8 protein-coding genes, 6 tRNA genes and 3 rRNA genes are annotated in these 13,317 nt (G+C 47.5%); 1 reads left to right on the top strand and 16 read right to left on the bottom strand.

Features of this window, described 5'->3' with window-relative positions:
- Positions 1-16: 16 nt before the first annotated feature.
- The 9 genes from rplA to JFT56_RS00920 all read right to left on the bottom strand — a co-directional run bounded on the left by rplA (position 17) and on the right by JFT56_RS00920 (position 4,154).
- Entirely contained in the window at positions 17-718 is a 702-nt protein-coding gene (gene rplA, locus JFT56_RS00960; protein WP_198781920.1) for a 50S ribosomal protein L1, read from the bottom strand.
- Positions 719-722: 4 nt separating this feature from the next.
- Positions 723-1,151, bottom strand: coding sequence for a 50S ribosomal protein L11 (gene rplK, locus JFT56_RS00955; protein WP_011787565.1), 429 nt, complete (start codon positions 1,149-1,151; stop codon positions 723-725).
- A 127-nt stretch (positions 1,152-1,278) separates the two neighbouring features.
- Positions 1,279-1,830: a transcription termination/antitermination protein NusG gene (nusG, locus tag JFT56_RS00950; protein ID WP_198781919.1), complete on the bottom strand. Its 552-nt coding sequence runs from the start codon at positions 1,828-1,830 to the stop codon at positions 1,279-1,281.
- 9 nt (positions 1,831-1,839) lie between these two features.
- Entirely contained in the window at positions 1,840-2,211 is a 372-nt protein-coding gene (gene secE / locus JFT56_RS00945) for a preprotein translocase subunit SecE (RefSeq protein ID WP_007644299.1), read from the bottom strand.
- A gap of 278 nt (positions 2,212-2,489) precedes the next feature.
- The gene (gene tuf, locus JFT56_RS00940; protein WP_198781918.1) at positions 2,490-3,674 is read right to left on the bottom strand and encodes an elongation factor Tu; all 1,185 of its coding nucleotides are present in this window, start codon (positions 3,672-3,674) and stop codon (positions 2,490-2,492) included.
- A 116-nt stretch (positions 3,675-3,790) separates the two neighbouring features.
- A tRNA-Thr gene (locus JFT56_RS00935) sits at positions 3,791-3,866 on the bottom strand.
- 9 nt (positions 3,867-3,875) lie between these two features.
- Positions 3,876-3,949, bottom strand: a tRNA-Gly gene (locus tag JFT56_RS00930).
- A gap of 37 nt (positions 3,950-3,986) precedes the next feature.
- A tRNA-Tyr gene (locus tag JFT56_RS00925) sits at positions 3,987-4,071 on the bottom strand.
- Between the two features lie 7 nt (positions 4,072-4,078).
- Positions 4,079-4,154 (bottom strand) — tRNA-Thr (locus tag JFT56_RS00920).
- A 234-nt stretch (positions 4,155-4,388) separates the two neighbouring features.
- Here JFT56_RS00920 and coaA point away from each other — a divergent pair.
- The gene (gene coaA, locus JFT56_RS00915; protein WP_198781917.1) at positions 4,389-5,339 is read left to right on the top strand and encodes a type I pantothenate kinase; all 951 of its coding nucleotides are present in this window, start codon (positions 4,389-4,391) and stop codon (positions 5,337-5,339) included.
- 10 nt (positions 5,340-5,349) lie between these two features.
- Here the strand turns inward: coaA and birA are convergent, their stop codons facing one another.
- The 7 genes from birA to JFT56_RS00880 form a co-directional block, all read right to left on the bottom strand.
- Positions 5,350-6,309, bottom strand: a complete 960-nt coding sequence (birA, locus tag JFT56_RS00910; RefSeq protein WP_198781916.1) for a bifunctional biotin--[acetyl-CoA-carboxylase] ligase/biotin operon repressor BirA — start codon at positions 6,307-6,309, stop codon at positions 5,350-5,352.
- Positions 6,302-7,327: a UDP-N-acetylmuramate dehydrogenase gene (gene murB, locus JFT56_RS00905; protein WP_198781915.1), complete on the bottom strand. Its 1,026-nt coding sequence runs from the start codon at positions 7,325-7,327 to the stop codon at positions 6,302-6,304. The genes birA and murB overlap by 8 nt, the downstream gene beginning before the upstream one ends.
- Positions 7,328-7,515: 188 nt before the next feature.
- Positions 7,516-7,631, bottom strand: a 5S ribosomal RNA gene (gene rrf, locus JFT56_RS00900).
- Positions 7,632-7,804: 173 nt separating this feature from the next.
- Positions 7,805-10,698: ribosomal RNA gene (locus JFT56_RS00895) — 23S ribosomal RNA — on the bottom strand.
- 467 nt (positions 10,699-11,165) lie between these two features.
- Positions 11,166-11,241 (bottom strand) — tRNA-Ala (locus JFT56_RS00890).
- A gap of 150 nt (positions 11,242-11,391) precedes the next feature.
- Positions 11,392-11,468 (bottom strand) — tRNA-Ile (locus JFT56_RS00885).
- Positions 11,469-11,631: 163 nt separating this feature from the next.
- Positions 11,632-13,174, bottom strand: a 16S ribosomal RNA gene (locus JFT56_RS00880).
- Together the 16S, 23S and 5S rRNA genes with 2 tRNA genes alongside form the textbook arrangement of a ribosomal RNA operon.
- Between the last annotated feature and the right edge of the window lie 143 nt (positions 13,175-13,317).

The following is a 13,317-nucleotide window of genomic DNA, read 5'->3' as shown; positions in this document are numbered from 1 at the left end:
CGCTCACCTTGTAAAATTAGTTAGCTGTATCGAGAGTCGCTTGGTCAACAGCAACACCTGCACCCATAGTGGTGGAGATGCTTACTTTCTTCACGTATACACCTTTTGCAACTGCAGGCTTAGCCTTTTTCAGTGCAGTGATTAACGCTTCCAAGTTTTCTTTCAATTGAACTGGTGTGAAATCCACTTTACCGATAGTAGTGTGGATAATACCGTTCTTGTCGTTACGGTAACGAACTTGACCAGCCTTGGCATTCTTAACAGCTTCAGCAACGTTTGGCGTTACTGTACCTGTTTTAGGGTTAGGCATTAAACCACGTGGGCCTAAGATTTGACCTAACATACCAACAACGCGCATTGCATCTGGAGATGCGATAACTACGTCAAAGTTCATTTCACCGGCTTTGATTTGCTCAGCCAGATCGTCCATACCAACTAGCTCAGCACCAGCTGCTTTTGCAGCTTCAGCATTTGCACCTTGTGTAAATACTGCAACGCGAACGTCACGACCAGTACCGTGTGGCAACACTGTTGCACCACGAACGTTTTGGTCAGATTTACGTGGGTCGATACCCAAGTTAACTGCTACGTCTACACTTTCAACGAATTTTGCAGTTGCTAATTCTTTTAACAGAGCAACAGCTTCGTTGATATCGTAGCTTTTAGTACCGTCAACTTTCTCGCGGATTACGCGCATGCGTTTAGTTAGCTTTGCCATTATATTAATCCTCTACAACCAAACCCATTGAACGCGCAGTACCTTCGATTGAGCGAGTCATCGCTTCAATGTCAGCACCAGTCATATCGGCCGCTTTAGTTTCAGCAATTTCCTGAATCTTAGCGCGAGCGATAGTACCCACTTTCTGAGTATTAGGACGTGGAGAACCTGATTTCAGGCCTGCTGCAGTCTTTAATAAGAAAGACGCTGGCGGTGTCTTAGTTTCAAAAGTGAATGAACGGTCACTGTAAACAGTGATCACGACTGGAATAGGCATGCCTTTTTCCATTTTTTCTGTACGGGCGTTAAACGCTTTACAGAATTCCATGATGTTCACACCTTTTTGACCCAGAGCTGGACCAACTGGTGGTGAAGGGTTCGCAGAACCTGATTTTACTTGTAGCTTAATATAAGCATCAATCTTCTTTGCCATCTGACATTTCCTCAGTTTGGGTTCAAACGCGCATCAGCGACATGCTGATATGCTCCCCCGAAAACAACGGGTGCGGATTATATAGAAATCCGCACCCGTTGCCAAACGGATTTTGTAGTTTATTTAATCAGCCTTTTTCGACCTGATTAAAATCGAGCTCAACCGGTGTCGAACGACCAAAGATCATTACCGACACTTTCACGCGACTCTTATCATAGTCCACTTCTTCAACGGTACCGTTAAAGTCAGCAAATGGACCATCACACACGCGAACGACTTCACCAGGTTCAAAGATAGTTCTGTGAGTGGGTGAAGCAGTGGTTTCTTGTAAGCGACGCAGAATAGCTTCTGCTTCGCGATCTGAAATTGGGGCAGGACGATCAGAAGTTCCGCCAATAAAGCCTAAAACACGCGGGATGCTTTTGACTAAATGCCAGCTGTCATCGTTCATTTCCATCTGTACTAATACATAGCCAGGGAAAAATTTACGTTCACTCTTACGACGCTGACCTGCACGCATTTCGATAACTTCTTCAGTCGGAACTAATACTTCACCGAAGTATTGCTCCATGCCGTGCATCTTAATGTATTCAATCAGTGACTTACAAACTCGGCCTTCATAGCCAGAGAATGCCTGCACTACATACCATCTTTTTTTAGCTTCTTTAGCTTCAGTCATTCGAGGTGCCTATACGCCAGTGATAAAATTGACAATTCGCATTAACACAGCATCCATACCCCAAAGAACCAGAGCTAAGATACCCGTTGCAGCAAGGACAATAAAAGTGGTGTTAAGCGCTTCTTGACGCGTTGGCCATACAACCTTACGCACTTCAATTTGCGACTCACGAGCGAAAGCCAAGGCTTTTTTACCCTTTTCTGTCTGTAGCGCAATAAAACCAGCAATAGCGAATGCAACGATAACGCCAAGCGCGCGTATGACGGCACTCGTTTCGCTATACATTTGATTGCCAATAACAGCAGCGGCTAGCAAAATGATCGCTAAACCCCACTTCACGATATCCAGAGAATTGTTCTGGTTTTCAGTATTTGTTGTCATCGGTTATTCCGTTACTCAATACGGCCTGAGCTTGAGCACAATAATTAGGGACATAGGACCCAGTTACAATACGCTTTTCGATACTCTGCATTTCCGAACACCCTTAGAAACGCAATCGCATAAGCTCAGGGTCAAAAATCGGCCATAGATTGTATTCTTATTCGACTTTGTAAGCAAGGATACGCAGTCGATGCAAGCCACAAAACCTAGCAAATAATCGACTTAAATAAAAAAGGAAGCCTAGGCTTCCTTTTTCAGCATTGTTTCTAAGCTCGCGATTAAGCGAAAATCTTAGCTACAACACCAGCGCCTACTGTACGGCCACCTTCACGGATTGCGAAGCGTAAACCTTCGTCCATCGCGATTGGGCAGATCAGAGTCACTTTCATCTTGATGTTGTCGCCTGGCATTACCATCTCTACGCCTTCTGGCAGTTCGATAGTACCGGTTACGTCAGTTGTACGGAAGTAGAACTGTGGACGGTAGCCTTTGAAGAATGGAGTGTGACGTCCACCTTCTTCTTTTGACAGCACGTATACTTCTGATTCAAAAGTGGTGTGTGGGTTGATTGAACCTGGCTTCGCTAATACTTGACCACGTTCTACGTCATCACGCTTAGTACCACGTAACAAAATACCACAGTTCTCACCTGCACGACCTTCGTCAAGCAGTTTACGGAACATTTCTACACCAGTACAAGTCGTCTTAGTCGTTGCACGTACACCAACGATTTCAACTTCGTCGCCTACGCGAACAATACCACGCTCAACACGACCAGTTACTACTGTACCACGGCCAGAGATTGAGAATACGTCTTCGATTGGCAGTAGGAACGGCTTATCGATGTCACGTTGTGGTTCTGGAATGTAAGAATCCAGAGCCGCTGCTAATTCAATGATCTTCGCTTCCCACTCTGGCTCGCCTTCTAGCGCTTTCAGAGCTGAACCTTGGATTACTGGTAAGTCATCACCTGGGAAATCGTATTCTGATAACAGTTCACGAACTTCCATCTCAACTAGCTCTAACAGCTCTTCGTCATCTACCATGTCACACTTGTTCATGAACACGATGATGTACGGTACGCCAACCTGACGAGAAAGCAGGATGTGCTCACGAGTCTGTGGCATTGGGCCGTCTGTAGACGCTACTACTAGGATCGCGCCGTCCATCTGTGCAGCACCAGTGATCATGTTTTTAACATAGTCAGCGTGGCCTGGGCAGTCTACGTGTGCGTAGTGACGTGAAGGCGTGTCATATTCGATGTGAGAGGTATTGATGGTAATACCGCGCTCACGCTCTTCTGGAGCGTTATCGATTTGAGAGAAGTCTTTAGCTTCGCCACCGTAGGTCTTAGCCAGTACGTGAGAGATAGCTGCAGTCAGAGTGGTTTTACCATGGTCAACGTGACCAATGGTGCCCACGTTTACATGGGGCTTAATACGTTCAAATTTAGCTTTAGCCATGGTATTGCCTCAATCCAAGAGTCTTGGTGATGAAAACTTACATATAGAAAAAATCCGATGCATATAAATGACATCGAACCGATTATGTTAGGTATAGGAGCTTAGTTTAGAAAGGCTGGTGCTGATAGGCAGATTCGAACTGCCGACCTCACCCTTACCAAGGGTGTGCTCTACCAACTGAGCCATATCAGCAACTAAATTTGGAGCGGGCAGCGGGAATCGAACCCGCGTTATCAGCTTGGAAGGCTGGAGTAATACCATTATACGATGCCCGCGCAACCTAACTAAGGCTACCTAACTACCTTGAAAAAATGGTGGAGGGAGAAGGATTCGAACCTTCGAAGGCGGAGCCGTCAGATTTACAGTCTGATCCCTTTGGCCACTCGGGAACCCCTCCAGTAAAATGGTGCCGGCACCAAGAGTCGAACTCGGGACCTACTGATTACAAGTCAGTTGCTCTACCAACTGAGCTATGCCGGCAAATCATTTCGGAACGGGATATTAGGTAAATGTGACCCTGAGTGCAAGCAAAAAACACCTATTTGTTTAAAAAAAGCAGCCAAACGATGTTTTTTTACACGTTAATGGCATTTGACGATGAATTAAACATCGAATACAACCCTGTAGGAGTGAAACAAGGCCCTAATCGCTGATTTAGTATTGTCGCCAATAAAGTCATGGTGTACTGTGCCTTTCCTAAGCTGAGGAAAGCCAATGACATCTATAAATCCAATTCAAAAAGCACTCTATCTTGCCTTTGAACGCACCCAATGGTCCGAGTTAAGGGATTCTGTCCCCCTAACGCTGAGTGAACAGGATTTGGAAAATCTTCGGGGTATCAATGAGAAGGTCTCACTCTCTGAGGTAACAGATATTTATCTTCCCCTGAGTCGGTTACTTAATTTAATCGTGAAGGCAAAACAGCAACGCGGTTTAGTACTTGATGAATTTCTAGGGCAAAAACCTTCTTCGAGTCCTTACATTATTAGCATTGCAGGCAGTGTGGCCGTAGGAAAAAGTACTACGGCGCGTATTCTACAGGCATTGCTGCAGCATTGGCCCGAGCATCCTAAAGTCGATTTAGTTACAACCGATGGCTTTCTGTATCCATTAGCCGATCTAAAACGTAAAGGGCTGCTTCAGCGCAAAGGGTTCCCAGAAAGTTACGATATGAAAATGTTGGTGGAGTTTATTTCTGCCGTAAAATCTGGCCAGGCACATGTTAAAGCGCCGATTTATTCCCACGTCACCTATGACAGGATCCGCAATCAGCACCAGACTGTCTCACAACCCGATATTTTGATCCTCGAAGGACTCAATGTTTTACAAACGGGATTAGATTCTCCCGTGGATACTCGTAGGCCATTCGTTTCTGATTTTGTTGATTTTTCTATTTATGTTGATGCTGAAGAAACGCTTTTAAAGCAATGGTATAAAGAGCGTTTTTTACAATTTCGTAAAGGGGCTTTTAGTGATGAAAAATCCTACTTTCACCACTATGCAAACCTTAGTGATGAGGAAGCAAACAGCATTGCCGCCAACATTTGGGACACCATCAATGGCCCCAATTTATTGCTCAATATTCAACCCACCCGAGAAAGAGCCCATTTGATCCTACAGAAAGGTCAGGATCATCTCATGTCACATGTATTAATGCGTAAATAACACGCTAATTTTAACGTGCCCTTAGGCTAATCTCACCGCCGATGAAAGCTTGAATACCATCGGCGGTTTCGAGCAATACAGCGCCCTGCTCATCTACGCCGCGACAAATACCGTCAACATGATTTTCGCCCATCAGCAAACGGATCTCTTTGCCATAGAATAAGTCAGCCTCCTGCCAACGCACCTTAAATGCCGCCAAACCCTCACGCTCAAATAATTGTATATCTCGCTTAAGCTGCTTTTGTAGCGCAATCACTAGATCGGTTTTATCCGGCATAGTTGCTAAGGTCGATAAATCACTCCAAGGCTGATCAATGCCCTTAGCTTGCTCTTCCGACATAGCCATATTCACGCCGATACCAATAATCAGCTGGCACTCGCTATCGGCCTGTCCCGACATTTCAATCAAAATACCCGCTAACTTCTTATGGTTGAGATAAATATCATTAGGCCATTTAACCCCAATGTTTTCAACGCCATAGGATTTAAGCACTTCAACTAAAGTACAAGCTACAACCAGACTTAATCCCATAGCCTGTGCCATGCCCTGTGGGAATGACCAAAATTGAGAGAAGTACAGATGGTGGCCATAGGGAGATACCCAAGTGCGCCCCCTCCGGCCGCGCCCGGCAGATTGATACTCGGCCACACACACATCACCACGTTTGAGTTCACTTGTGTGACTCAACATAAAAGCGTTGGTACTTGGGATTTCATCAAAATAAAAACATCGATCTTCAATAGATTGCACCAAACGTACCGGATCAATCAAAGAAATAGCATGGGCAAGTTTATAGCCTCGACCTTTTACGCTATAGATAGATACCCCATAGGTTTCTAACACATCAATATGTTTATTCACTGCGGCGCGCGAAATCCCAAGTTCAGTGGCTAACTGCTCGCCTGAAACAAATTGCCCGCTTGATAATAAAGCTAATATCTGGCGTTTTCTTCCCCAATGATCAGACATGCAAATCTCCTTCGCCGTTAGCCCCGATGATTCTAGGTTCAGCTTCTAGCACTACACCAAATTGATCCCGTACTTGCGTAATAACATGCAGCGCTAGGCGGCAAATATCATGCCCCGTTGCTCCGCCTCGATTCACTAAAACTAAGGCTTGCTTGTCATGCACTGCCGCATTACCGAGCACAAAACCTTTCAGTCCGGCTTGTTCAATCAACCAGCCTGCCGCTAATTTCACTGTAGCATCCGCTTGCGCATAACCCACAATGGTTGGAAAGCGCTGTGCTAAATCTAGATAACAGGCCGCACTAACAATAGGGTTTTTAAAGAAACTGCCGGCATTGCCAAGCACAGCAGGATCAGGAAGTTTTTCACTACGCACTTGGCATACGCGTTCAAAAATCTCATGCGCTGTAACGGTTGCAGGATCAAACGATTGCAATGGACCATAGGCCAAACGCGGTTGCCAACGTTTAGCTAAGCGCAGCCCAACAGCGGTCACTACCGCGAGATTGCGCAATTTGTCTTTGAAAATAGACTCTCGGTAAGCAAATTGACACTCAGCAGTGCTGATGCGCACAAACTCACCCGAGGGTAAATCAAGATACTCAACCCAATCACACACATCACATAGTTCAACACCATAAGCGCCAATATTCTGAATAGGTGATGCACCAACCGTTCCAGGAATTAATGCCATATTCTCCAGCCCGAACATGCCATGCTCGAGCGTAAACTGAATTAACTCGTGCCAATTCTCACCCGCCTCAACCTCGAGGTAAAACGCGTCTGTGTCTTCTGATACTTTTATCCCTTTCGATAAAATCCTAACAACTGTGCCGTTAAAGTCCTCCGTAAAGACCAGATTACTACCGCCACCAAGCACCAGCATAGGCAACTGCTGTTGCCATAGTGGTAGACATATCGCCTTAATAGCATCTTTTGAGTGCGCCTCAACAAGATCGGCACAAGACTGGGCTAAACCAAAGGAATTAAATGATTGAAGGCTATGAGATAGAGACATGTGTTTGTTCAATGACGACAAAAGCGTATTGTAACTGCTAAAAGCGCGGATTGCAGCTCATGCTAGGGAAGATGGCTTGATGAAGAGCAGAAAGAAAAGTAGGAAAATCACTCAGATTCATAAATTCCAGATGCAAAAAAGCCAGCTTATTCAGCTGGCTTCGTTACATCTCAATGAGATAATTAGGCGCTTGGCGATGACCTACTCTCACATGGGGAGACCCCACACTACCATCGGCGCGATTGCGTTTCACTTCTGAGTTCGGGATGGGATCAGGTGGGACCACAATGCTATTGTCACCAAGCAAATTCGTTTTAAACAAGACTCGAGAGCGCACTGCGTGCTGCTAGATTCTAGGAACTAAAATCTGCTCTTATCTTATTTAATAATTCGGAAAGCTGTTTGTTTTTTGAGTCAACACTTCATTAAGTGCATATATTCTGTCTAAGTTCGCTTAGCAAAACCCATCTGGGTTGTATGGTTAAGCCTCTCGAGTCATTAGTACATGTTAGCTCAACGCCTCACAACGCTTACACACCATGCCTATCAACGTCCTAGTCTCGAACGGCTCTTTAGAGGTCTTATAGACCTAGGGATGACTCATCTTGGGGCTCGCTTCCCGCTTAGATGCTTTCAGCGGTTATCGATTCCGAACGTAGCTACCGGGCAATGCCATTGGCATGACAACCCGAACACCAGCGGTTCGTTCACTCCGGTCCTCTCGTACTAGGAGCAACTCCCCTCAATCATCCAACGCCCACGGCAGATAGGGACCGAACTGTCTCACGACGTTCTGAACCCAGCTCGCGTACCACTTTAAATGGCGAACAGCCATACCCTTGGGACCGACTTCAGCCCCAGGATGTGATGAGCCGACATCGAGGTGCCAAACACCGCCGTCGATATGAACTCTTGGGCGGTATCAGCCTGTTATCCCCGGAGTACCTTTTATCCGTTGAGCGATGGCCCTTCCATTCAGAACCACCGGATCACTATGACCTACTTTCGTACCTGCTCGACGTGTCTGTCTCGCAGTTAAGCTGGCTTATGCCATTGCACTAACCGTACGATGTCCGACCGTACTTAGCCAACCTTCGTGCTCCTCCGTTACTCTTTGGGAGGAGACCGCCCCAGTCAAACTACCCACCAGGCACTGTCCCTAACCCCGATTAGGGGTCTAGGTTAGAACATCAAAACTACAAGGGTGGTATTTCAAGGACGACTCCATCAGAACTAGCGTTCCAACTTCAAAGTCTCCCACCTATCCTACACATGTAGGTTCAATGTTCAGTGCCAAGCTATAGTAAAGGTTCACGGGGTCTTTCCGTCTAGCCGCGGGTATACGGCATCTTCACCGCAATTTCAACTTCACTGAGTCTCGGCTGGAGACAGCGTGGCCATCATTACGCCATTCGTGCAGGTCGGAACTTACCCGACAAGGAATTTCGCTACCTTAGGACCGTTATAGTTACGGCCGCCGTTTACCGGGGCTTCGATCATGAGCTTCTCTTGCGATAACCCAATCAATTAACCTTCCGGCACCGGGCAGGCGTCACACCGTATACTTCCTCTTGCGAGTTTGCACAGTGCTGTGTTTTTGATAAACAGTTGCAGCCACCTGGTATCTGCGACTCCCGTCAGCTTAGAGAGCAAGTCTCATCACCAACAAGAGCGTACCTTCTCCCGAAGTTACGGTACCATTTTGCCTAGTTCCTTCAGCCGAGTTCTCTCAAGCGCCTTGGTATTCTCTACCCGACCACCTGTGTCGGTTTGGGGTACGATTCCCGCTAACCTGAAGCTTAGAAGATTTTCCTGGAAGCATGGCATCAACTACTTCAGTCCCGTAGGACCTCGTCATCAGCTCTCGGCCTTAAGATTTCCCGGATTTGCCTAAGAAATCAGCCTACCACCTTAAACGCGGACTACCAACGCCGCGCTAGCCTAGCCTTCTCCGTCTCTCCATCGCAGTTAGCGGAAGTACAGAAATATTAATCTGTTTCCCATCGATTACGCCTTTCGGCCTCACCTTAGGGGTCGACTCACCCTGCCCCGATTAACGTTGGACAGGAACCCTTGGTCTTTCGGCGAGGGGGTTTTTCACCCCCTTTATCGTTACTCATGTCAGCATTCGCACTTCTGATACCTCCAGCGTGGGTTACCCCTTCACCTTCATCGGCTTACAGAACGCTCCTCTACCGCGCAACCCTAATGGGCTGCACCCGTAGCTTCGGTGGTATGTTTAGCCCCGTTACATCTTCCGCGCAGGCCGACTCGACTAGTGAGCTATTACGCTTTCTTTAAATGATGGCTGCTTCTAAGCCAACATCCTAGCTGTCTAAGCCTTCCCACATCGTTTCCCACTTAACATACACTTTGGGACCTTAGCTGACGGTCTGGGTTGTTTCCCTTTTGACGACGGACGTTAGCACCCGCCGTCTGTCTCCCGAGTAGTACTCATTGGTATTCGGAGTTTGCAAAGGGTTGGTAAGTCGGGATGACCCCCTAGCCTTAACAGTGCTCTACCCCCAATGGTATTCGCTCGAGGCGCTACCTAAATAGCTTTCGAGGAGAACCAGATATCTCCCGGTTTGATTGGCCTTTCACCCCCAGCCACAAGTCATCCGCTAATTTTTCAACATTAGTCGGTTCGGTCCTCCAGTTGATGTTACTCAACCTTCAACCTGCCCATGGCTAGATCACCGGGTTTCGGGTCTACACCTTGCAACTCAACGCGCAGTTAACACTCGGTTTCCCTACGGCTCCGCTATTCGCTTAACCTTGCTACAAAATGTAAGTCGCTGACCCATTATACAAAAGGTACGCAGTCACGGTCTCAAGAACCGCTCCCACTGCTTGTACGTATACGGTTTCAGGTTCTATTTCACTCCCCTCACAGGGGTTCTTTTCGCCTTTCCCTCACGGTACTGGTTCACTATCGGTCAGTCAGGAGTATTTAGCCTTGGAGGATGGTCCCCCCATATTCAAACAGGATGTCACGTGTCCCGCCTTACTCGTTTTCATCAATGGTTAGTTTTCGTGTACGGGGCTATCACCCTGTGCCGCTGCGCTTCCCAACGCATTCCACTAACACCCCACTGACTTAAGGGCTAATCCCCGTTCGCTCGCCGCTACTAGGGGAATCTCGGTTGATTTCTTTTCCTAAGGGTACTTAGATGTTTCAGTTCCCCTCGTTCGCCTCATGTAGCTATGTATTCACCACATGATGACCGCTTATGCGGCCGGGTTCCCCCATTCGGACATCGTTAGCTCAAATGCTTGTTACTAGCTCGCCAACGCTTTTCGCAAGTTACTACGTCCTTCATCGCCTCTGACTGCCAAGGCATCCACCGTATACGCTTAGTCGCTTAACCATACAACCCAAATGGGTCTTTCTCTCATCGCTTGCGATTGGATTGTTATGCCGCATTATGAGTCTCGCTTGTCAATCATGTAGCGCTGCTACACTCATTCCTCGCTCACCTCACGGCTTTGCCTAACAACCCACTTGCTGCGCTTGCTACAGTCGAAACTGTCAAGACTTTTGAGTCGCATTGCGACCAGCTTGGTTTTACTTGTCTCACTTCTGACCAAAGAAGTGGACGCGCCTTAGACTTGAATATTCAAGACACTTAATAAAGTGTTTGAGAACTCAATGTTCAATGCTTGCGCATTAAACTTTTTCGTATCAACACAACGACAGACATCATTGTGTTTAATACTATCAGCTTTCCAAATTGTTAAAGAGCGGGCTTAAAAAAGCCAAAGATAATTTTTCAGTTTATCTTTGGCATCTCTATCCATAATGCATGTCACTTGTTAACTTAAAACAAGCTGTAAATGGTGGAGCTATGCGGGATCGAACCGCAGACCTCCTGCGTGCAAGGCAGGCGCTCTCCCAGCTGAGCTATAGCCCCATTTACATGCAGTGCGAGTAAGTAAGATGTTCCAAACCTCTAAAAGGATTGGTTTGCCAATCGTTTCTTATCAAGGCGGATAATGGCGACGTTTATTCTCTTATTACAAGAATCTAAACGAGTCATTTTCCAACGCAGAGAAGGAATGATTGGTGGGTCAGAGTGGACTTGAACCACCGACCTCACCCTTATCAGGGGTGCGCTCTAACCAGCTGAGCTACAGACCCATCTTATTGATAAATCTAAGTTCACCTAGAACCACCGACCTCACCCTACTCTTTATGAAGGGATTGGGGTGCTAACCAGCTGAGCTACAGACCCATCTTTTACTCTTTCTTCTATCAAGCAAATCTGTGTGAACACTCAAAAACATCGAGTTAGTCGTATAGGTAAGGAGGTGATCCAGCCCCAGGTTCCCCTAGGGCTACCTTGTTACGACTTCACCCCAGTCATGAACCACAAAGTGGTGAGCGCCCCCCCGAAGGTTAAGCTACCCACTTCTTTTGCAGCCCACTCCCATGGTGTGACGGGCGGTGTGTACAAGGCCCGGGAACGTATTCACCGTGGCATTCTGATCCACGATTACTAGCGATTCCGACTTCATGGAGTCGAGTTGCAGACTCCAATCCGGACTACGACGAGCTTTGTGAGATTAGCTCCACCTCGCGGCTTTGCAACCCTCTGTACTCGCCATTGTAGCACGTGTGTAGCCCTACTCGTAAGGGCCATGATGACTTGACGTCGTCCCCACCTTCCTCCGGTTTATCACCGGCAGTCTCCCTAGAGTTCCCACCATTACGTGCTGGCAAATAAGGATAGGGGTTGCGCTCGTTGCGGGACTTAACCCAACATTTCACAACACGAGCTGACGACAGCCATGCAGCACCTGTCTCACGGTTCCCGAAGGCACAACCGCATCTCTGCAGTCTTCCGTGGATGTCAAGAGTAGGTAAGGTTCTTCGCGTTGCATCGAATTAAACCACATGCTCCACCGCTTGTGCGGGCCCCCGTCAATTCATTTGAGTTTTAACCTTGCGGCCGTACTCCCCAGGCGGTCTACTTAATGCGTTAGCTTGAGAGCCCAGTGTTCAAGACACCAAACTCCGAGTAGACATCGTTTACGGCGTGGACTACCAGGGTATCTAATCCTGTTTGCTCCCCACGCTTTCGTGCATGAGCGTCAGTCTTTGTCCAGGGGGCCGCCTTCGCCACCGGTATTCCTCCAGATCTCTACGCATTTCACCGCTACACCTGGAATTCTACCCCCCTCTACAAGACTCTAGTTCGCCAGTTCGAAATGCTATTCCTAGGTTGAGCCCAGGGCTTTCACATCTCGCTTAACAAACCGCCTGCGCACGCTTTACGCCCAGTAATTCCGATTAACGCTCGGACCCTCCGTATTACCGCGGCTGCTGGCACGGAGTTAGCCGGTCCTTCTTCTGTAGGTAACGTCACAGCTACAGTTTATTAAACTGCAACCTTTCCTCCCTACTGAAAGTGCTTTACAACCCGAAGGCCTTCTTCACACACGCGGCATGGCTGCATCAGGGTTTCCCCCATTGTGCAATATTCCCCACTGCTGCCTCCCGTAGGAGTCTGGGCCGTGTCTCAGTCCCAGTGTGGCTGATCATCCTCTCAGAACAGCTAGGGATCGTCGCCTTGGTGAGCCATTACCTCACCAACTAGCTAATCCCACCTAGGTTCATCCAATCGCGGAAGGCCCGAAGGTCCCCTCCTTTCCCCCGTAGGGCGTATGCGGTATTAGCAGTCGTTTCCAACTGTTATCCCCCTCGACTGGGCAGATCCCTAGGCATTACTCACCCGTCCGCCGCTCGCCACCTCAGAAGTAAACTCCCTTGTGCTGCCGCTCGACTTGCATGTGTTAGGCCTGCCGCCAGCGTTCAATCTGAGCCATGATCAAACTCTTCAATTAAAGTTTTGTTGTTTGACTTACGTCAAACGGCTCAATGAATTCTGTCATTTGTTTCCACTTTTAAAAAAGTGAAATCAAAATTATGTACATATTGCTATGAACACTCTTCATCATTGATTTAATTCTTTGACTGCCAACCCTAA

Source organism: Shewanella putrefaciens (assembly GCF_016406305.1).
GTDB lineage: Bacteria > Pseudomonadota > Gammaproteobacteria > Enterobacterales > Shewanellaceae > Shewanella > Shewanella putrefaciens_C.
The sequence above is the reverse complement of the archived record's forward strand: the minus strand, read 5'-3'. Positions and strand labels throughout refer to the sequence as shown.